Source organism: Ruegeria sp. AH7 (assembly GCF_056541325.1).
Map to the genome: position 1 here is coordinate 86,943 of NZ_JBQFYF010000005.1, position 19,275 is coordinate 106,217.

General features: G+C 57.4%; 18 protein-coding genes. 5 read left to right on the forward strand and 13 right to left on the reverse strand.

The genetic code is table 11. The features are described 5' to 3' along the window. Positions 1-2: 2 nt before the first annotated feature. From atpA to ACR0JX_RS12955, 3 genes are all read right to left on the reverse strand, one after another. Positions 3-1,541: a F0F1 ATP synthase subunit alpha gene (gene atpA, locus ACR0JX_RS12945; RefSeq protein ID WP_170536205.1), complete on the reverse strand. Its 1,539-nt coding sequence runs from the start codon at positions 1,539-1,541 to the stop codon at positions 3-5. Then, complete coding sequence (locus ACR0JX_RS12950; RefSeq protein ID WP_480544218.1) at positions 1,542-2,102, reverse strand: F0F1 ATP synthase subunit delta; 561 nt, start codon at positions 2,100-2,102, stop codon at positions 1,542-1,544. It lies immediately after the preceding gene. A gap of 313 nt (positions 2,103-2,415) precedes the next feature. Continuing rightward, positions 2,416-3,150, reverse strand: coding sequence for a class I SAM-dependent methyltransferase (locus ACR0JX_RS12955; protein WP_480544219.1), 735 nt, complete (start codon positions 3,148-3,150; stop codon positions 2,416-2,418). A gap of 61 nt (positions 3,151-3,211) precedes the next feature. On the opposite strand from ACR0JX_RS12955, the gene gloB reads away from it, so the two are divergent. The 3 genes from gloB (at position 3,212) to ACR0JX_RS12970 (ending at position 7,545) form a co-directional block, all read left to right on the forward strand. After that, positions 3,212-3,979, forward strand: coding sequence for a hydroxyacylglutathione hydrolase (gene gloB / locus ACR0JX_RS12960; RefSeq protein WP_480544220.1), 768 nt, complete (start codon positions 3,212-3,214; stop codon positions 3,977-3,979). 174 nt (positions 3,980-4,153) lie between these two features. After that, positions 4,154-6,478, forward strand: a complete 2,325-nt coding sequence (gene clpA / locus ACR0JX_RS12965) for an ATP-dependent Clp protease ATP-binding subunit ClpA (RefSeq protein WP_480544221.1) — start codon at positions 4,154-4,156, stop codon at positions 6,476-6,478. A gap of 176 nt (positions 6,479-6,654) precedes the next feature. Then, positions 6,655-7,545 carry a YHYH protein gene (locus ACR0JX_RS12970; protein ID WP_480544222.1) on the forward strand — a complete coding sequence of 297 codons (891 nt, stop codon included), beginning with the start codon at positions 6,655-6,657 and terminating at the stop codon, positions 7,543-7,545. A 31-nt stretch (positions 7,546-7,576) separates the two neighbouring features. Here the strand turns inward: ACR0JX_RS12970 and ACR0JX_RS12975 are convergent, their stop codons facing one another. From ACR0JX_RS12975 to ACR0JX_RS12985, 3 genes are all read right to left on the reverse strand, one after another. Next, entirely contained in the window at positions 7,577-9,256 is a 1,680-nt protein-coding gene (locus tag ACR0JX_RS12975; protein WP_480544223.1) for a peptidoglycan -binding protein, read from the reverse strand. A 3-nt stretch (positions 9,257-9,259) separates the two neighbouring features. Next, a complete protein-coding gene (locus ACR0JX_RS12980) occupies positions 9,260-10,438 on the reverse strand; it encodes a biopolymer transporter ExbB (RefSeq protein WP_353010384.1) in 1,179 nt (392 codons plus the stop codon). Positions 10,439-10,506: 68 nt separating this feature from the next. Then, positions 10,507-11,037 (reverse strand): gamma-glutamylcyclotransferase, encoded by a 531-nt coding sequence (locus ACR0JX_RS12985; protein WP_480544224.1) that lies wholly within the window; start codon positions 11,035-11,037, stop codon positions 10,507-10,509. Positions 11,038-11,103: 66 nt separating this feature from the next. Here ACR0JX_RS12985 and ACR0JX_RS12990 point away from each other — a divergent pair, with 66 nt between their 5' ends. Further along, the gene (locus ACR0JX_RS12990) at positions 11,104-12,105 is read left to right on the forward strand and encodes a DUF2125 domain-containing protein (protein WP_480544225.1); all 1,002 of its coding nucleotides are present in this window, start codon (positions 11,104-11,106) and stop codon (positions 12,103-12,105) included. On the opposite strand, the gene ACR0JX_RS12995 is transcribed toward ACR0JX_RS12990, so the two are convergent. The 4 genes from ACR0JX_RS12995 to ACR0JX_RS13010 form a co-directional block, all read right to left on the reverse strand. Further along, positions 12,102-12,947 (reverse strand): extensin-like domain-containing protein, encoded by an 846-nt coding sequence (locus ACR0JX_RS12995; RefSeq protein WP_480544226.1) that lies wholly within the window; start codon positions 12,945-12,947, stop codon positions 12,102-12,104. The genes ACR0JX_RS12990 and ACR0JX_RS12995 overlap by 4 nt on opposite strands. Then, the gene (locus ACR0JX_RS13000) at positions 12,944-13,864 is read right to left on the reverse strand and encodes a prephenate/arogenate dehydrogenase family protein (RefSeq protein ID WP_480544227.1); all 921 of its coding nucleotides are present in this window, start codon (positions 13,862-13,864) and stop codon (positions 12,944-12,946) included. Before ACR0JX_RS13000 ends, ACR0JX_RS12995 begins: the two co-directional genes overlap by 4 nt. Further along, entirely contained in the window at positions 13,861-14,946 is a 1,086-nt protein-coding gene (hisC, locus tag ACR0JX_RS13005) for a histidinol-phosphate transaminase (RefSeq protein ID WP_480544228.1), read from the reverse strand. Before hisC ends, ACR0JX_RS13000 begins: the two co-directional genes overlap by 4 nt. A 64-nt stretch (positions 14,947-15,010) precedes the next feature. Further along, the gene (locus ACR0JX_RS13010) at positions 15,011-16,426 is read right to left on the reverse strand and encodes an aminotransferase class V-fold PLP-dependent enzyme (protein ID WP_480544229.1); all 1,416 of its coding nucleotides are present in this window, start codon (positions 16,424-16,426) and stop codon (positions 15,011-15,013) included. Between the two features lie 101 nt (positions 16,427-16,527). Here ACR0JX_RS13010 and ACR0JX_RS13015 point away from each other — a divergent pair, with 101 nt between their 5' ends. Further along, the gene (locus ACR0JX_RS13015; RefSeq protein WP_480544230.1) at positions 16,528-16,989 is read left to right on the forward strand and encodes an Lrp/AsnC family transcriptional regulator; all 462 of its coding nucleotides are present in this window, start codon (positions 16,528-16,530) and stop codon (positions 16,987-16,989) included. A 125-nt stretch (positions 16,990-17,114) separates the two neighbouring features. Here ACR0JX_RS13015 and rpsD read toward each other — a convergent pair whose 3' ends face one another. The 3 genes from rpsD to urtE all read right to left on the reverse strand — a co-directional run bounded on the left by rpsD (position 17,115) and on the right by urtE (position 19,274). Continuing rightward, complete coding sequence (gene rpsD, locus ACR0JX_RS13020) at positions 17,115-17,735, reverse strand: 30S ribosomal protein S4 (RefSeq protein ID WP_170536174.1); 621 nt, start codon at positions 17,733-17,735, stop codon at positions 17,115-17,117. Positions 17,736-17,989: 254 nt separating this feature from the next. Next, positions 17,990-18,445 (reverse strand): hypothetical protein, encoded by a 456-nt coding sequence (locus tag ACR0JX_RS13025; RefSeq protein WP_480544231.1) that lies wholly within the window; start codon positions 18,443-18,445, stop codon positions 17,990-17,992. A gap of 133 nt (positions 18,446-18,578) precedes the next feature. After that, entirely contained in the window at positions 18,579-19,274 is a 696-nt protein-coding gene (urtE, locus tag ACR0JX_RS13030; protein ID WP_480544232.1) for an urea ABC transporter ATP-binding subunit UrtE, read from the reverse strand. Position 19,275 lies beyond the last annotated feature (1 nt).

Consider the following 19,275-nt stretch of genomic DNA (forward strand, 5'->3'; position numbering starts at 1 on the left):
TATCAAGCGAAGGTTGCGGCGTATTCGTCGATCGCTGCCTTGATCTTGTCGGACGCTTCACCTTTGACCTTCGGATCTTCGTCGGTGATCCACTTCAGCAGGTCAGCATGCTTGCCACGCAGGTGCGCCAGCAGACCGGCCTCGTAGCGGCCAACATCCGAGACGTCGATCTTGTCGAGGTAACCGTTGGTGCCTGCGAAGATGACGCAGACGATTTCCGCGTTGGTCAGCGGCGAGTACTGCGGCTGTTTCATCAGCTCGGTCAGACGCGCACCACGATTCAGCAGCTGCTGGGTTGCGGCGTCGAGGTCCGAACCAAACTGCGCAAAGGCCGCCATTTCGCGGTATTGAGCCAGTTCCAGCTTAACCGGGCCAGCAACCGATTTCATCGCATCGGTCTGAGCCGACGAGCCTACACGCGAAACTGACAGACCGGTGTTCACAGCAGGACGGATGCCCTGGTAGAACAGTTCGGTCTCAAGGAAGATCTGACCGTCGGTGATCGAGATCACGTTGGTCGGAATAAACGCCGAAACGTCACCACCCTGCGTTTCGATAACCGGCAGAGCGGTCAGCGAGCCTGCGCCGAAATCTTCGTTCAGCTTCGCCGAACGTTCCAGCAGACGGGAGTGTAGGTAGAAAACGTCGCCAGGATAGGCTTCACGTCCGGGCGGACGGCGCAGCAGCAGCGACATCTGACGATAGGACACAGCCTGTTTCGACAGGTCATCATAGATGATCAGAGCGTGGCGGCCATTGTCGCGGAAGTACTCGGCCATGGCAGTTGCGGCGTATGGCGCCAGGAACTGCATCGGCGCCGGATCGGACGCGGTCGCGGCCACAACGATCGAGTATTCAATCGCGCCGGATTCTTCCAGCTTCTTCACCAGCTGCGCAACGGTCGAACGCTTCTGACCAACCGCAACATACACGCAGTACAGTTTCTTCGACTCGTCGTCGCCAGCGGCTTCGTTGTAGACCTTCTGGTTCAGGATGGTGTCCAGAGCCACAGCGGTTTTACCGGTCTGACGGTCACCAATGATCAGTTCCCGCTGGCCACGGCCAATCGGGATCATCGCGTCGACCGATTTCAGGCCAGTTGCCATCGGCTCGTGCACCGATTTACGCGGGATGATGCCTGGGGCTTTAACGTCTGCAACGCCACGCTTCGAGGCGTTGATCGGGCCTTTGCCGTCCAGCGGGTTGCCCAGACCGTCAACAACACGGCCCAGCAGCTCATCCCCGATCGGAACGTCCACGATCGAGTTGGTGCGTTTAACAGTGTCACCTTCTTTGATGTCACGGTCAGAACCGAAGATAACAACACCCACGTTGTCGCTTTCCAGGTTCAGGGCCATGCCCATGATGCCACCGGGGAATTCGACCATCTCACCGGCTTGCACGTTGTCCAGGCCGTATACACGGGCAATCCCGTCACCGACGCTCAGCACGCGGCCGATCTCGGCCACTTCGGCTTCCTGACCAAAATTCTTGATCTGGTCCTTCAGGATTGCAGAAATCTCTGCAGCTTGGATTCCCATTTATCCGACCTCTTTCATTGCATTCTGTAGGGAGTTGAGCTTCGAACGGATCGAACTATCGATCATTTTCGAGCCCACTTTAACGACAAGACCGCCGATGAGGCTTTCATCAACGGTCGCATTTATTGTCACAGTCTTGCCCACACGCTCGGACAGCGTTTTGGACAGTTTTTCCAGTTGTGTCTTGGTCAGCGCCTTGGCCGAGGCGACATCGGCGGTCACTTCGCCACGCTCTTCTGCCAGCATCTCGCGCAGAACCTGCACCAGTTGAGGCACCACGAACAGACGGCGCTTTTGTGCCATCAGGCCCAGCGTATTGCTGAGAAGGGTATTCAGACCCATTTTTGAAGCGATTGCTGCAATCGCGCCCTCTTGCTCGGCGCGGGAAACAAGCGGCGAAGCAATCAGATCGCGCAAATCGGCGCTTTCACCCAAAGCTGCTGCCAGATCGTTGATTCCGGTTTCCAGACCTTCAAGGTCGTTATTCTCTTTCGCGATCTCGAAGATCGCAGTGGCATAGCGCTCGGCGATGCCTGTGGAAATCGAAGCTGGTTCGGACACGTCCACCCTTCCGATATTTTAGGCCCCGAAAACCGCGCGCGCAGCCACCCCGGGGGCGTGAAGAAACCCCGTCCTTAAAGGGCGGGGATCAAAATCACCGGGGATGTAGCAGAGGTGAACCAACCTAGCAACATAATATAGTGACGATGAATTTATCCACAAAACGTTTAAATTCAGCAAGTTAGAAAAAGTGCGACGCTTTGAACCTGTCTGACCGTTTGAAAAATGTTTCGAAACTGTAGATTTTTGCGATTCCTGCGGCCTATTTGCCGCGGATTTGCATCTGAATTCGCCTCAAAACGACGACATTGTGTCAAGCCGGTCTCAGCAATCCGTCGGATGCTTTGATCGGTCGTCTCACCGCATCTTTCGTCAAGCTGCCACTGGGTGGGCGCAGGTGTTTGCTCACCTCAACCATCAGCACGCCGCCCGCCATGATTGTTGGCAAACGCTGACCGGTTTTTTCAATCAGCCCGCTGGATTTCAGCCAGTACTTTCGAAACGAGGGCAGCAGATACAAGGCAGAACAGTGATTTTCGGGCACGAAATGATGGGCCTTCAGCTGATTTTCCAGCTGTGTCGCAGAATAGGGTCGCCCATATCCAAACGGGGTTTTATCCGACCGAGACCATAGACCCGCCCGGTTCGGCACCACAAAAAAGGCCCTGCCACCTGGACCAAGCACACGCCAGCATTCCTCAAGTAACTGACTTGGCCGCTCTGATGTCTCAAGCCCATGCATCACCACCAACTTGTCCACATGTCCGGTCTCAATCGGCCACATGGTTTCTTCAGTCAGAACCGAAACATTCGGCATCCCTGCGGGCCACGGCATCACCCCCTGTGGCCCCGGCATCAGGCCGATCACACGACGCGCATCCTTCAGGTATGGCCGCAGGAGCGGCACTGCAAAGCCAAAGCCGGCAACCGTTTGCCCCTTGGCCTCGGGCCACAGGTCCAGCAGGCGACCGCGAATTGCGCCCTGTGCCGCGCGCCCCAAAGTGCTGCGGTAGTAAAAATTCCTGAGATCCTGCACATCAAGATGCATTGCGGTGACCTGATCAATCGGCTTAGCTGGGCGCAGTCTAGCAACGAAAGGGCAAAAGACCATGCCTCTTGAGATCGTAACTATCCCGTGTCTCAGAGATAACTACGCTTTTCTGGCGCATGATGCCGCCTCTGGCCAGACCGCGTTAGTGGACGCGCCAGAACCCGGCCCGATTCTGGCCGAACTGCACCAACGTGGGTGGACTTTGAGCCACGTGTTGCTGACGCATCATCACTGGGATCATGTCGATGGCCTGCCGAGCATTCTAGAGAAGCACTCAGCAAAAGTAATTGGTGCGGCCGCAGATGCCCATCGTCTGCCACCACTGGACCAACAGGTGTCGGAAGGAGATATTTTCGAACTGGGTGGCGAACCGGTCGAGGTGCTGGACGTCTCAGGGCACACGGTAGGTCACATCGCATTTTACCTGCCCGACAGCGCAACTGTCTTCACCGCAGATAGCCTGATGGCTTTGGGTTGTGGCCGCCTGTTCGAGGGGACGCCCGCACAAATGTGGTCATCACTCAACAAGCTGGCGGCGTTACCCGACGAAACAATCGTCTGCTCGGGCCACGAGTATACACAATCCAACGCCAAATTCGCCCTCACGGTCGATCCTGACAACGCAGATTTGCTGCAACGCGTGGCGGATATTGAGCGAGCAAGGGCTGCGGGGCAACCAACAGTGCCCTCAACATTGGCGCTGGAAAAAGCAACAAATCCGTTTCTGCGCGCAGCAGATTCTGCGATTCAGGCGCATCTGGGCATGATTGGCGCTGATCCCGCTTTGGTTTTTGCCGAAATCAGGGCTAGAAAAGACCGGTTCTGATGCCTATTTCCCCCTCTTCACGGCCACGGTCACAACAAATGTGACTGTCAAGTGAAAGAAAACCCTTGAAGCCGGGCCACGATCAACCAAACTCTAATACTATGAGGACATGGTTGGGATGGGGATCCGGCCGACAGCCCGCCCCCTTCTGACCCAAGACAGAGGAGCACCCGCGTGCCTTCATTCTCGAGCACATTAGAACAAGCCATCCACGCGGCCCTGGCGGCTGCGAATGAACGGCGACATGAGTTTGCAACACTGGAGCATCTGCTTCTGGCGCTTCTGGAAGAACCCGACGCGATCCGCGTCATGAAAGCCTGTAGCGTCGATCTGGATGAGCTGCGTAGCACTTTGGTCGAGTTTATCGACGAAGATTTGTCGAACCTTGTTACCGATATCGACGGATCAGAGGCCGTTCCAACGGCTGCTTTCCAGCGCGTGATCCAGCGCGCCGCGATCCACGTCCAAAGCTCTGGTCGTACCGAAGTAACAGGCGCCAACGTGTTGGTGGCCATCTTCGCTGAGCGCGAAAGCAACGCAGCTTATTTCCTGCAGGAACAGGACATGACCCGTTACGACGCGGTCAACTTCATCGCGCATGGTGTTGCCAAGGACCCTGCCTATGGCGAAAGCCGTACAGTTTCGGGCGCGGATCAGGCCGAGGAAGAGGTTCAGGCCAGTGCTGGTGAGGGCGAGCAGAAGGAAAGCGCTCTGGCGAAATACTGCGTCGACCTGAACTCCAAATCGCGGGCTGGCGATGTGGATCCGCTGATCGGGCGTTCGGATGAGGTTGAACGCTGCATCCAGGTCCTGTGCCGTCGTCGCAAGAACAACCCGCTCCTGGTGGGCGATCCGGGTGTTGGCAAAACCGCTATTGCCGAAGGCCTGGCCCACAAGATCGTGGGCGGTGAGGCACCCGATGTGCTGTCTGAAACCACTATCTACTCGCTCGATATGGGTGCCCTACTTGCTGGGACGCGCTATCGCGGCGATTTCGAGGAACGCCTCAAAGCGGTTGTGACCGAGTTGGAAGATCATCCCGACGCAGTCCTGTTTATTGACGAGATTCACACAGTCATCGGCGCCGGGGCGACCTCTGGCGGCGCGATGGATGCGTCCAACCTGCTGAAACCTGCGTTGCAGGGCGGCAAGCTTCGCACCATGGGCTCGACCACCTACAAGGAATTCCGTCAGCACTTCGAAAAAGACCGCGCGCTGAGCCGCCGGTTCCAGAAGATCGACGTGAACGAGCCTTCGGTTGAAGACAGCGTGAAAATCCTGCGTGGCCTGAAACCGTATTTCGAAGAGCATCACGACATCAAATATACCGCAGATGCAATCAAGACTGCGGTTGAATTGGCAGCACGCTATATCAACGACCGGAAACTGCCTGACAAGGCCATCGACGTGATTGACGAAGCAGGTGCTGCTCAGCATCTCGTTGCCGAAAGCAAGCGTCGCAAGACCATTGGCGTCAAAGAGATCGAGGCTGTCGTGGCCAAAATTGCGCGCATCCCGCCGAAGAATGTCACCAAGGATGATGCCGCGGTTCTGAAAGATCTCGAAGCCTCGCTGAAACGCGTCGTGTTTGGGCAAAATTTGGCAATCGAAGCACTTTCCAGCGCGATCAAATTGGCTCGCGCCGGTCTACGTGAGCCTGAAAAGCCCATCGGCAACTACCTGTTCGCTGGTCCCACCGGTGTGGGTAAAACCGAAGTTGCAAAACAGCTGGCCGATACGCTGGGCGTAGAGCTGCTGCGCTTCGATATGTCGGAATACATGGAGAAACACGCCGTCAGCCGTTTGATTGGTGCCCCTCCGGGCTATGTCGGCTTCGATCAGGGCGGTCTGCTGACCGATGGCGTCGACCAGCATCCGCATTGCGTGTTGCTGCTAGACGAGATCGAAAAGGCGCACCCGGATGTGTTCAACATCCTGCTGCAGGTCATGGACCATGGCGAGTTGACCGACCACAATGGCCGGACCGTGAATTTCCGCAATGTGGTGCTGATCATGACCTCTAATGCGGGCGCGCAGGAACAGGCCAAGGCCGCCATCGGCTTTGGACGTGACCGGCGCGAGGGTGAGGACACCGCCGCGATCGAGCGTATGTTCACACCAGAATTCCGCAACCGTTTGGATGCCGTGATCTCCTTCGCGCCGCTGCCGAAAGAGGTCATCTTGCAAGTGGTCGAGAAATTCGTGCTGCAGCTTGAAGCTCAATTGCTAGATCGCGGAGTGACCATCGATCTGACACCCAAGGCTGCAGAGTGGCTGGCTGACAAGGGATACGACGACAAGATGGGCGCCCGCCCGCTTGGCCGCGTGATCCAAGAGCACATCAAGAAGCCTCTGGCCGAGGAGCTGCTGTTTGGCAAATTGGCCAAGGGTGGCGTGGTGCGCGTGTCGGTTAAGAAAGGTGAGCTTAACCTTGAAATCCTCGGCCCCGATCAGCCGCGAATTCCGGGGGACAAGCCGCCATTGCTGACAGCTGACTAACGGCTGGCTACATTTATCCACGAAGTTGAGCGCCCGATGACCATCCGTCGTCGGGCGCTTTTTCTGCGGCTAGGGAGTGGAACAAAGATAATTTCATATAGCTCTGATAGCTCAGGCGACGGAAAAACCTCGCTCTTGCGTTTCAATTCCATAACACATCAGCGAGGGAGAACGGTGTGACCACCAAGATTGCCATTATCTGGAGCACCGCGTTTGCCATCTCAGCCGTTGCGGTTGTTGCCACAGCTCAGCATCGGTTCCGTTATCATGACGAAACACAGACCAGACCACTGGATTTGGTTCCGGCAACCGTTGACCCAGGCAAAAGCCGATCGAAAGTAAATATGACCGGCTCGAACATCAAACTGTCGGCCAACGGTATCCCGGATCATCTGGTGGGACAGTTTCCAAATCGCGGCAACCCGCACCAAGTCTCAACTCAGAACGTCAAGCTGAGCGTTCCTGCCAACCCCAGAAGCACCGAAAACGTAACACCGCTGCGCATGGGGTGGAATTTTGGTGTTTCATTGAACGGCATTGTGTTCGACCCGCTCGCTGCGGAATTCTGGCATGGGGATCCGAATTCGGGCTGGTCGTACAATGCCCTAGGCGGTGCGATCGCCTTAGGTCTGGATGCCAACTATGCGCATGTTCAACCGAACGGTAAGTATCACTACCACGGCATCCCAACCGGCCTGATCGAGCTAATAAACTGGTCACCTGAACGGCATTCGCCCCTGATTGGATACGCCGCAGACGGGTTTCCGATTTACGCCATGACGGGGGTTGTCAACGGGCGCGTGACCGAAATGACCCCATCTTATCGCTTGAAATCCGGCAACCGCCCCGGCGGGAACGGCCCAAGCGGACGATACGACGGTACGTTCAACGAGGATTACGTTCATACATCTGGCCATGGCACGCTGGATCAATGCAACGGCGCATTCACGGTATCTGCGGAGTATCCTGACGGGACATATGCCTACTTTCTAACCGAGGATTACCCGGTGGTTCCGCGCTGTTTCAAAGGGACACCTGACCAAAGCTTCAAATTCGGAAGACGTTGAAGCCCCAAGCCCCGCATTGGACAGGCTGAAGCTATCTTTCGGTCAGCTTCAGCTCGATCCGCCGGTTCTGTGCCCGCGCTTGTGGCGTATTGTCTGGGTTTACCGGCTGGAACTCTCCAAACCCATTGGCCGCAAGACGGTTCGGCGGGATGCCCAAAGCGTCGACCATATAGCGGACCACCGACAACGCGCGGCCCTGGCTTAGCTCCCAATTGTCGCGATAGCGTCCGGACCCGGCAAGCGGGACGTTGTCAGTATGCCCGTCGACCCGAATGACCCAGTTCAAACCCTCAGGGATTTCTGCGGCCACAGTGCGCAGGATCGCAGCGACTTTCGCCACCTCTTGCCTACCTTCCGGCGACAATACGGCTGAACCTGTGTCGAATAATACTTCGGACGAGAACACGAACCGGTCGCCTTCGATCCGCACGCCTTCCTGATTGCCCAGAACGTCGCGCAATCGTCCAAAAAACTCAGACCGATAACGTTGCAGATCTTCTGCCTGCGCTGTCAGCTCCTGGTTCTGATCCGTCAGTTCCTCGGCCTCAGCCTCCAGCCGGATCCTCTCTGCCTCTTCCAGCAATCGGCGGCGGCGCTCCTCTGAGGCCGCCCGGGCCAACGCTGCGTTCAGGTCTTGACCGAGGGTCTGAATCTGAATCTCAGCAGCCGTATTGCGGTCTTCATAGTCATCCAACAGCGCCTGCAATGATCCCAACTGACCACGCAAGGCCGCGATCTGCTGATTCAGCAAGGCCGCCTCGCGCTGTGCCTTGGCAGAAATCGCTTGCTCTGCCGACAGCGTCTCGCGCGCGACATCAAGAAGGGCGGCTTGTTGTTCGACCAGCGATCGTTGTTCTGCCGCGTCTGCTTGCGCTTCGGTTTGGGCCTCCAAAGCGGCTTCTAGCTGGGCCCTAAGCTCCTCGGTGTCCAGATCACCAAACTGACGTTCCAGTTCCGCACGCGCAGCCCTCGCTGCGGCCAGCAATGTCAGGGTTTCCTCAGCCTCTTTGCGCTGCGCTTCAAGCGCAAGGGTCATGGCTGTCAACTCAGCATCGGCGTCCTGCAAACGGTTGCGCAGGTTCTCGGCTGCTGCGGCCTCAGCAAGGCGCGCGGCCTCTTCTTCAGTCAGTTGTTGTTCCAGCTTTGCGATCTGCGCAGCACGCTCCTCACCGGTTTGTTCCAGATCGGCAATCAATGCTTCGAGCGCTTCACGGCGGGCGGCGGCAAGTCGCGCGGCCTCGGCCTGCACGTCAATCTCCGCGCGACTCTGAGCCAAGGCCTGGTTCAAGGCATCCCGCTCGCCTACCAGCTCCGCTCGCTGGGATTCCAATACGGCAATATCCTCTTGCGCCCGGGCCTGATCGGCCAACAGCGCCGCGACCTGGGCTTCAAAATCGGTGATGCGGCCCTGCGCTTGGGCCAGATCTTCCTCGGCCTGTGTCAGGGTTGCGTTTAAGGCCCCCAACCGCGCTTGCAAACGGCTGTTTTCGCGCTCTTCCAGACCCAAGGCACCCGCCAGAGCAGCCACTTCGTCCGCGAGTGCGGTCAGTTCATCTTCTTGCCCAGAGATCGTTTCTCGCAGCACGAACTGCACAACCATGAAAATGGTCAGCACAAAGGTCAGCACCATCAACAGACCCGTCATCGCATCCACGAAACCGGGCCAGACCGAGCCCTGGAATCGCTGTCCAGTACGACGGGAGAGGGCCATGGGTTACTCTCCTTCGTGGGTGCCGCGCACCGCACCGCGAGGAAGTGTCAACGCCTTGACCAGCAATTCGATATCCTTGCGGAACTCATTCATGCTTTCCTGACGGCCTGCCGAAATCTCTTCGAGAATACGCAGCAGTTGCACATCCATAGACCGCAGGCGCATTCGGCTTTCGGCATCAATGCCTTCGCCTGCACCATGTTCGCGCATGTGATCCAGCAGCGCATCCTGCCCAAGCGCAACGCGTTCCAACGCGGCGGTGATCCCCTCATTATCCGTCTGACGCTGGTTCATCTCGCCGATCACGCCGACCAGTTGACCCAGCTTGCCCGATACCTCCGCCCGGTCTTGCTCCTGCGCGGAAAACAGGTCCTGCAGCGCATCCATCTGCTCGGACATCGCGTCCAGAACCGGGGCCAGTACCGCGATTTCTGCGCCGCCATCTTCGCCCGAGGCAAAGCCCACACGGGTGATCGATGACAGCCATTCCTCAAGCTCGCGATAGAACCGGTTCTGCCCATGACCTGCGAATACCTCAAGCAGACCCACGATCAGCGACCCGGCAAGGCCCAGCAACGAGGATCCGAACGCCACACCCATGCCTTGCAACTGCGCCTCAAGTCCGGTCATCAGGCGGTTAAAGACAGTCAGACCTTCCTCACCCTCTTGCGGGTTCAGGCTGCGAATTGTGTCGACGATGGCCGGGACCGTGGTGGCCAGACCGAAGAAGGTTCCCAACAGACCCAAATAAATCAGGACATTGGTAATATAGCGCGTGATTTCGCGTTCTTCTTCCACCCGTTCCGCGACCGAATCCAGAATGGACCGGGTCGAGGTTGAACTGATCTGAGACCGAGCGCCGCGCTCGCGCAGCAACGAGGCCAAAGGCGCCAGCAGTTGCGGCGTGCGGGCATCTTCACGCACAACACCGCCAACGAATGCCTCGATCCAGCGGACCGACCCAATCAGTTGAGTGACCTGATAGAAACACGCGATCACACCGATGACGAAGACCATCAGAATGAAGCCGTTCAGATACGGGTTGGCAAAGAAGACTGGCAGCACATAAGGCAGCGCCAGAAACACACCCAACCCAGCCAGGCCGATTGCGATCAACATCATCACGATCTGACGAATGGGATGCGAGAAATGGGGTCTCGCGCCCTGATGTGCCTGCGCCATGCGCGTGGTTCCCGATTTTGCCTGCTCTGACTTGAAAATAGCGAAATTCCGCCGGTGACGCCAAGGGTTTATGCGGTAATGCTCCGCACCCGTTGCGACAACCACTCAAGATCAGGGTCATGCAGCCCGATCTCGGCCAAATGTTCCGTGGTGTTATAGAGATATTCGGTGTTCGGGCCCCGCCCGCCAATTGCGTGGGCAATGATCTGGGCCTGCTCCTCCAGCGGCATCCCCCCGCAATACTGCACATGATGCGCATCGATCACATAAGTGACGGCGTTCACGACTTCTCCTTTGTCCAGATGCACATCCAGCATCCGTTCGAAATATGCAGATGAGATCAACTCGCGCTCGCGCAGCTCGTGCAATGTACGGTCTTCATGCCCGGCCTCAACCGCCAGAGCCAGCCCTTTGCAATGGGCCTCAGCCTGTTCATCCAGCGCCAACACAAGGCCCGGATGCTCTTCGGTGCCACGATGATGGATCGAGCTCATGCAAAATGAGCGCGCGTAACCGTGCAGCGTTGCAAGCTCGCTGCGGGCCACGGGAAACCCCGGATTCCACAACAGCGATCCATACCCGAATACCCACATCGTCATTGCACTGGTCCTTGCCCGTTTGGGCCTATAAACATCAAATCCGAGGCAGGAAAAAGGCCAAAGCGGATGCGCCGACTGATACGAGTTCTCTTTTTCATCGTCACCCTATGGAGCCTGTATTGGTTCGTTGCGGGTTATGGGCTGCGCAATGCGATCACCAGTTGGTTTGATGCGCAGCAGGCGCGCGGATGGCAATCCGAATTCGCCGACGTTGAAACCTCAGGCTTTCCCGGACATCACGTCACCCGCCTGAACAGCCCAGCACTGGCCGATCCCGCCACCGGAACCGCGTGGAGCGCGGACTGGATCGAATTCAAAAGCCCCGCGATCTGGCCCGGACGCCAAATCCTGCGCTTTGCCGAAACACCCCAACGTCTGTCCTACTTTGATCAAACAGCGACCATCACCGCCGATGATCTACAAGCCGAACTTCAGTTGCAGCCCGGCGTAGCACTGGTGCTTGAGAAGATGGCGCTGACAGCAGGGCCCTGGCATATCACCGACGCCGACGAGGCGCTGGCAGGCGGCAATACGCTAAGCCTGATGATGGAGCAGACAAACACGCCCGAAGCCTATGCGATCACCGCGCAGATCGATGGCTTTGCACCGGGGAACGACCTGCGCGCACTGATGCATTCCGCCTCATCGCTGCCCCAGCGGTTCGAGACGCTGGAACTGGATATGGTGACCTTTTTTGACAAACCGTGGGATCGCACCGCCATTGAACAGAACCGTCCCCAACCTATCGAAATCACGTTGAACCTGGCCGAAATCAAATGGGGTGAGCTTCGCTTGTTTGCGGCAGGAGAACTGGATGTCGACATGCAGGGCATTCCGACCGGGGAAATAGCGATCAAGGCCGAGAACTGGCGCGATATGATCGCCATGGCCAATGCGGCGGGGGCCCTGCCGGATCAAGCCGTTGATCCGGTTACACGTGCGCTGAACTTTCTGGCCGGGCTGGGCGGCAATCCAAATGCGCTGGATTTGCAGTTGAACTTCCGCGACGGGTTCGTGGCATTGGGCCCCCTACCCTTGGGGCCAGCCCCGCGCCTGATCCTGCGTTAGCGACAATAGGCGCCGCTGCGATAACGGGCCGTGTCCAGATGAAAATGATCGCGGTGGTACTGATCTGAGTTTGGGCCCAGAACCGTGCCAAACGGCCCGCAAGCCCCGCGCCAGACCTTCTTGAGCTGCTTTTGCGACGGGTTCTTGCGCCATCCGTTCAGCACGGTCACAACCTCTCCGTCCGCCATGACAAAGCCCGAGATATCGATGGCGCGGCCCTTGCCATGCTCTGATATTCGCGCGCCCTTGCGGTTGTTGCGAGTGCGGCAGGCGTAGTGAGCCGCCACCTGCAACTGAACCACGGGCCCGCGTCGCTTGAAGGTCGGTTTAACGGACTTGTCTACCCATTCGTTCAGTGCAATCGCCGTGCCGCAATCCATCGTCGACGCGCGGCTGAGCGTGACACCCGAGACCGAGGTGATCTGTACAGCATCCTTGACACCACAAGCCTTGGTCTTGCTGGTTACACGGCCCATAGGCTTGCCCTGTATCGCAATATCCCCACAGACAGAGCCTTTGCGCAGCTTGCGTTTCTTGAACAAAATCTGCTGTTCCAAAGCCTCTGGCCGCGCAAACGGCGTCAAAGAGGTATCCGGGCTGAGCAGCGGCAGATCAGATGGTCGCGCCGCAATGGCGGCGATCTGAGGCGATACAGGTCGCGGGACGGGCCGCATGTTTGGGATGCTCAACGGGGTTGCCGTCCGACTGGTAACAGCCGCCAGATCGACGGTGTCTGATGGGCGCGCGATGGGGACCAACGATTGCTCGGGCGCCGACGCGTGGCCAATACCGCACCAGAGTGCGGCCACCACGATCAGAAGGTGTCCCGCAATCGGCCTCATGATCCAATCTTTCCCCGGCCAAAATCTGGTGCGTCCGTATCCTGGCCCGCATCAATAATGCCCCGCCGGATCGCCCGTGTGCGGGTGAAATAGTCGAACAGGTGCTCTCCATCCCCGGTGCGAATGGCGCGTTGCAAGGCAAAAAGCTCCTCGGTGAACCGCCCCAGAATTTCCAGTGTCGCGTCTTTGTTGGACAGGAAAACATCTCGCCACATCGTCGGGTCCGAGGCTGCGATACGCGTAAAGTCACGGAAGCCGGCAGCCGAGTATTTGATGACCTCGGTATCCGTGACCCGACGTAGATCATCTGCAACCCCAACCATCGTGTAAGCGATCAGGTGCGGCGCATGAGAGGTGACGGCAAGAACCAGATCATGGTGATCCGCGTCCATCTCATCGACATTCGAGCCCATACCCTCCCATAACGCGCGCAAGCGGGAAATCGCATCTGGATCAGTGCCTTCAACCGGAACCAGCAGACACCACCGATTGTCGAACAGCTCAGCAAAGCCGGACTCGGGCCCGGAATGCTCGGTCCCTGCCAATGGGTGTGCAGGGATGAAATGCACGCCTTCGGGAATATGCGGTTGAACGCTTTGGATCACATGTCGCTTGACCGAGCCTACATCAGAGACGGTGGCACCGGGCTTCAAAACCGGCGCAATCTCCTCGGCCACCGCTCCCATCGCGCCGACCGGAACGCAAAGCACCACCAGATCGGCCCCGTCCACGGCCTCGCGCGCCGTGTCGCAAACACGATCGCATAGGCCGATCTTGCGGGCCGTGTCGCGGGTTGCCTCGGACCGCGCATAGCCAGTGACCTCACCGGCCAGACCGGCGCGTTTGATGGCCCAGAACATGGACGAGGCGATCAGGCCCAACCCAATCAGCGCAACGCGGTCATATATCTGGCTCATGCGGCACCCTCTTTGAATGCAGTGATCGCAGCAACAACGCTACGACAGCCTTGTTCATCGCCCACGGTGATCCGCAAAGCGTTTGGCAGGTTGTAGCCTGCAACCCGGCGCACAATCAAACCCTGCGTTTTCAGGTAGTCATCGCAGGCCTCAGCCTCGGCCCTGTCGGCAAAACGCGCAAGGATGAAGTTGGTACAGGACGCATCCGAGTGAACCCCGATCTTGGCCAACTCCTCGGCCAGCCACGCACGCAACCGCGCGTTTTCAGCCTGACAGAAGGACAGGAACTCCACATCGTCTACCGCTGCCTCTGCCGCGGCCAATGCTGTCAGCGAGAGGTTAAAGGGCTGCCGTACCCGGTTCATCACGTCGATGATGGTCTGATGCGCGTAGCCCCAGCCAACTCGCATCCCACCCAGCCCGTAAACTTTCGAAAAGGTCCGGGTCATGATGACATTCTCATGGGCATCCACAAGTGAGGCACCGCCGTCGAAGCCATCCACAAACTCGGCATAGGCCCCGTCCAGTACAAGCAGACAGCTGTCAGGCAGACCCTGCGCCAGACGCTCCAGCGCGTCATTTGAGATCATGGTCGAGGTTGGATTGCCGGGGTTGGTGACAAATACGATCCGCGTCTGCCCCGTAACGGCGGCCAAAATGGCATCGACATCCACCTTGCGGTCCCGCTCGGCCACCATAACGGGTGTCGCCCCGGCCATGCGCGCGATGATCGGGTACATGGAAAACCCATGCTCGGTATAGATCACCTCATCCCCCGGTCCTGCATAAGCCTGAGCGACGAATTGCAACACCTCATCACTGCCGACACCGCATATGATCTGCGCTGGGTCTAAACCGTGCCGCGCGCCTATGGCCGTACGTAGGCTGGCGTGATCGGTGCTGGGATAACGGTGCAAAGTGGCGGCGCTGCCACGTATCGCTTCAATCGCCTTGGGGCTTGGCCCGAACGGGTTTTCGTTCGAACTCAGCTTGATCACATGCTCCATACCGGCCACATGCGATTGTCCGCCCTGATAGAGCGCGATATCCATTATGCCGGGTTGTGGGGTGATCTTGGTCATGAGAGGCTCCGTTCAATGAGCCTCTCATACCCGTCTCAAAGGATTGAGAAAAGCAGCAATTCCTCTATGCCGCCTTGAAACGGGCCGTCGCCGGGTCAGCGTTGTAATAGGGCGCAAACTCCTCGGTCCGGCGAGATAGGTCATTGACGCTATCGATGATGAACTGAACCGTCTCTTCACTCATGAGGTAGGAGAAGTTCAAACGCACCCAACCCGGCTTTTTCATTTCTTCCCCGGCCGAAAGCGCTGCATGCAGTTCGTCCGATGCGGCGCGTTCGATCCCCAGCAAACGATGCGCATAAGGCCCGGCACAGGCACACCCACCACGCGCCTGAATGCCATAGACATCGCTCAGCATCCGAGTGAACAGCTGTTGATGCACCGGCTGACCCGCATTGTCCCGTATCAGGAACGAGAAGATCGGCAGGCGATGCGCGGCTTCGACCCCCAACAAGGTCAGATTGGGATTGTCTTTCCAACCGTTCAGCGCCATCTGATTGAATCGCTCTTCGCGACGGGCGATTTCGTCGGTGCCCACAACATCCTTGACGATAAATGCCAAAGCCGCGCGGATATCTCCGATGACGTTGGGTGTGCCTGCCTCTTCCCGCGTCGACAGATCGTCGCTGTAATCGTGACGCCAGGGCGACACAAAACTGACTGTTCCCCCGCCCGGCCAGCTGGGGCAGCGCCGCTGCACCGCGAGCTTGTTCACGATCAGGACACCCGACGCGCCCGGCCCGCCCGGAAACTTATGCGGTGACACCACCATCGCATCCTTACGCGCATCCTTGGGGCCCATATCCATCGGCAGGTAGGGCCCGCCCCCGGCATAGTCCCAAACAGCCATCGCTCCATTTGCTTTGAGCATCCGAGTGACCGGATCCGGGTCAGTGATGATGCCCGTGACATTCGAAGCCGCAGAAAAGGACCCGATCACCAGATCAGCATCGGCATGTGTCGCCAACGTTTCTTCCAACACGTCCAGATCAATCCCACCTCCCTTAGCTTCGGGGATTTCGACGACCTGCGCCTTGCTTTCCCGCCAAGGCAGAATGTTCGAGTGGTGCTCGTATGGACCAATCAAAACAACCGGGTTCGCTGCGTCCTCTACGCCCAGCAAATTCACCAGACGATTCAACCCTGATGTCGCGCCCGACCCGGTGAAGATCACCGCGTCGTTCTCGGCAGCCCCCACGCTACGGGCAATTTCGGCACGCGCTTCGCGACGCAGACCCGTCATATATGATCCGCAATACGAGGCCTCGGTGTGGCTGTTTGCATAAAACGGAAGAACATGATGGGCCACATAGTCTTCGACCTGCTGCAACGCGCGACCCGAAGCTACGTAATCCGCATACACAAGCGGCACATCCCCATTCAAACCCGGGATCAGAACGTTCTCTCCGATCAATCCGTCGCGCAGATTGGAATTTTGAGTGGTGGAACAGAGTTCCGCACGAAATCTGGACAGGGTCATGTCATTGCTCCTAGCTATGCCACCAAGGTGATTTACTCTTCGCGGGAATAGCTCATTTATTTTTGCATATATTTCTTAATAATTGTGTCATATGATTAGGAATGTCGCATAAATTAGATCAGATAGACACGCGCATCCTCAAGGAGCTGCAAAAAGACGCCACGCTGTCTCAGCGCGAACTGGCGGATCGTGTTGGCCTGTCGCAAAATGCTTGCTGGCGGCGCCTGAAGGCTCTGAATGAAAACGGAGTGCTCATCGGCTCGACCGCGCGGATCGCACGTGAGAAACTGGGCCTGACGCTTGTGGTTTTTGTCATGCTGCGAACGCGCCATCACTCGGCCGATTGGCTGCAGGCCTTCAGACGCCACGTGTTGACGATCCCAGAAGTGGTGGATTTTCACCGGATTGGTGGAGACTATGACTATCAGCTCAAGGTCGTCACACAGGATATGGCATCCTACGATAAGGTTTACCAACGCTTGATCGAAAAGGTCGAGCTGGACAGTGTCACATCATATTTCGCCATGGAAGCCATTGCCGAAAGGCGCCCGCTCCCCCTCTGATCCCAACTTCATCTGGCCAGAAGTATCCCGGGGGAGTCGCGCAGCGACGGGGGCAGAGCCCCCCTTCAAACAAAAAAGACCGCGCCAAATGGCGCGGCCCTTTGAATTCGATTTGTCTGCGAAGATCAGTTCTTCGCGTAGAATTCAACAACCAGGTTCGGTTCCATCATGACCGGGTAAGGCACATCACCCAAGCCCGGTGCGCGCACGAAAGTCGCGGTCATCTTCGAGTGGTCGGCATCGATGTAGTCAGGCACATCACGCTCGGCCAGAGCAGCAGCTTCAAGAACAACAGCCAGTTGCTTCGACTTGTCACGCACTTCGATCACATCGCCTTCTTTGACGCGGTAGCTAGGGATGTTGACCCGCTTGCCGTTCACCTTGACGTGGCCGTGGTTCACGAATTGACGTGCGGCAAACACAGTCGGCACGAACTTGGCACGGTAAACAACAGCGTCCAGACGGCGCTCCAGCAGACCGATCAGGTTTTCACCGGTATCGCCTTTAACACGCTCGGCTTCTGCGTAAATGCGGCGGAATTGCTTCTCGGTCAGGTCGCCATAGTAGCCTTTCAGCTTCTGCTTGGCGCGCAGCTGCAGACCAAAGTCCGACAGCTTACCCTTGCGGCGCTGGCCGTGCTGGCCGGGGCCGTATTCACGACGGTTGACCGGGGATTTCGGACGACCCCAGATGTTTTCGCCCATCCGGCGGTCGATTTTGTACTTGGCAGACGTGCGTTTGGTCACGGCTGATCTCCTTCGTATTAGTCGAGGCCCAAAGGGCCAATATGAAGGGCGTTGTCCTCTTGAGGTTTCCCCCATGACAGGCATCCCCTTACGGGGGCCACCAACACCAATGAAGCCGCGCTTATATCTGCAAAAAGGGAAGAGTCAACACGCTAATCCGCGGTTCGATGCATCGAACCTGCAAGGCACACATACTCTATGGATCAGCTAGACCAACCCGGAACAATTACATGCAGACAGCAAAGGAAAAAGAGTCAGGACAAGCCTGGGTGAGGAAAGCTGACAACGTTCGCATCCGGCGCGGTGCGCGCCGATGCAGGCGTGGCGTAGCGCGACACTTCGCTGATCCAAAACTGCTGGTCCCGTGCCGGGCAGCCGTTTTCAAATACAAATGTCGGGTCAACATCACCCTCTTGCACGACCAAATCCGCACAGAACTGTTGCGCCCCGTTCGACAGAACGACTGAGGCGCAGGTATCACCCGCAACTTCCCGGATAATAGCAAAACGATCAGCAACAGAAGACGAAGCCGCACCCATCGAGCCAATGCGTTCGATGCTTTGCTCCAAGCTTGTGGCCAAAACCAGGGCTTGTCCACGCCAAGACCAAGCCGCACCAACCACCAAGGATTCCAACGGCGCTGATTCAAGCTCATCAAGCTCGGTCTGCGCCCATGATATCGCTATTTGGCCCCTATGATCTGATCTCATCTCATCTGCCCGCACTCATCCCGAAACACATACTTATTAACAGTGGCTCATTATCAATCTGAATTCCGGCAAAAAAGAGACCAAATTCAAACATTACAAAGATTGTTGCAGAAGGGATTCAAATCGGGCCTAACTAAACTCGAACCATCCGCAAGACCTGATCACGCGTCAAATCTTCCTTTGCGCCTTTGATCATGACCTCCCCGCGCCGCAACACGACGATCCTGTCGGCAAGGTCATAGGCAAAGTCGAAGTATTGCTCAACCAAAACAATTGCCATGTCATCTGTGGCCCTGAGGTGCCGGATCACGTCTCCAATCTGTTGAATAATGTTTGGCTGGATACCTTCCGTCGGCTCGTCCAACAACAGAAGGCGTGGCTTTGTGATCAGGGCCCGCGCGATAGCTAGCTGCTGCTGTTGCCCGCCGGACAAATCCCCACCGCGCCGGTTTTGCATTTTCTTCAGGACAGGGAAAAGATCATATATTTCGTCGGGGATGACATGTTCAGATGCCGGTAGGCACGAAAATCCGGTTTCCAGATTCTCTCGCACCGTAAGCAGTGGGAAAATCTCGCGCCCCTGCGGCACGTAGGCAACCCCTTTCCACGCCATCCGATGCGCAGGCAAGGCGCCCAGAGACTCGCCATCCAATTCTAACTTGCCTCCTGAACGTGGGTGCGTGCCTGAGATCGCTTTCATCAAGCTGGTTTTTCCAACGCCATTGGTTCCCATGACACAGGTAACTTCACCTTGCCGGGCTTCCATGGAGATTCCGTTTAGGATTTGAGAATGCCCATAGTGCAACGTCAGATCGGTTAAATTTAACATC

What these genes read in the sequence shown, in the direction of transcription:
- atpA (WP_170536205.1), bottom strand. Translation starts at nt 1,541, where the DNA reads ATGGGAATCCAAGCTGCAGAGATTTCTGCAATCCTGAAGGACCAGATC.
- ACR0JX_RS12955 (WP_480544219.1), bottom strand. Translation starts at nt 3,150, where the DNA reads ATGCATCTTGATGTGCAGGATCTCAGGAATTTTTACTACCGCAGCACT.
- gloB (WP_480544220.1), top strand. Translation starts at nt 3,212, where the DNA reads ATGCCTCTTGAGATCGTAACTATCCCGTGTCTCAGAGATAACTACGCT.
- ACR0JX_RS12975 (WP_480544223.1), bottom strand. Translation starts at nt 9,256, where the DNA reads ATGGCCCTCTCCCGTCGTACTGGACAGCGATTCCAGGGCTCGGTCTGG.
- ACR0JX_RS12980 (WP_353010384.1), bottom strand. Translation starts at nt 10,438, where the DNA reads ATGGCGCAGGCACATCAGGGCGCGAGACCCCATTTCTCGCATCCCATT.
- ACR0JX_RS12985 (WP_480544224.1), bottom strand. Translation starts at nt 11,037, where the DNA reads ATGACGATGTGGGTATTCGGGTATGGATCGCTGTTGTGGAATCCGGGG.
- ACR0JX_RS12990 (WP_480544225.1), top strand. Translation starts at nt 11,104, where the DNA reads ATGCGCCGACTGATACGAGTTCTCTTTTTCATCGTCACCCTATGGAGC.
- ACR0JX_RS12995 (WP_480544226.1), bottom strand. Translation starts at nt 12,947, where the DNA reads ATGAGGCCGATTGCGGGACACCTTCTGATCGTGGTGGCCGCACTCTGG.
- ACR0JX_RS13000 (WP_480544227.1), bottom strand. Translation starts at nt 13,864, where the DNA reads ATGAGCCAGATATATGACCGCGTTGCGCTGATTGGGTTGGGCCTGATC.
- hisC (WP_480544228.1), bottom strand. Translation starts at nt 14,946, where the DNA reads ATGACCAAGATCACCCCACAACCCGGCATAATGGATATCGCGCTCTAT.
- ACR0JX_RS13010 (WP_480544229.1), bottom strand. Translation starts at nt 16,426, where the DNA reads ATGACCCTGTCCAGATTTCGTGCGGAACTCTGTTCCACCACTCAAAAT.
- ACR0JX_RS13015 (WP_480544230.1), top strand. Translation starts at nt 16,528, where the DNA reads ATGTCGCATAAATTAGATCAGATAGACACGCGCATCCTCAAGGAGCTG.
- ACR0JX_RS13025 (WP_480544231.1), bottom strand. Translation starts at nt 18,445, where the DNA reads ATGAGATCAGATCATAGGGGCCAAATAGCGATATCATGGGCGCAGACC.
- urtE (WP_480544232.1), bottom strand. Translation starts at nt 19,274, where the DNA reads ATGTTAAATTTAACCGATCTGACGTTGCACTATGGGCATTCTCAAATC.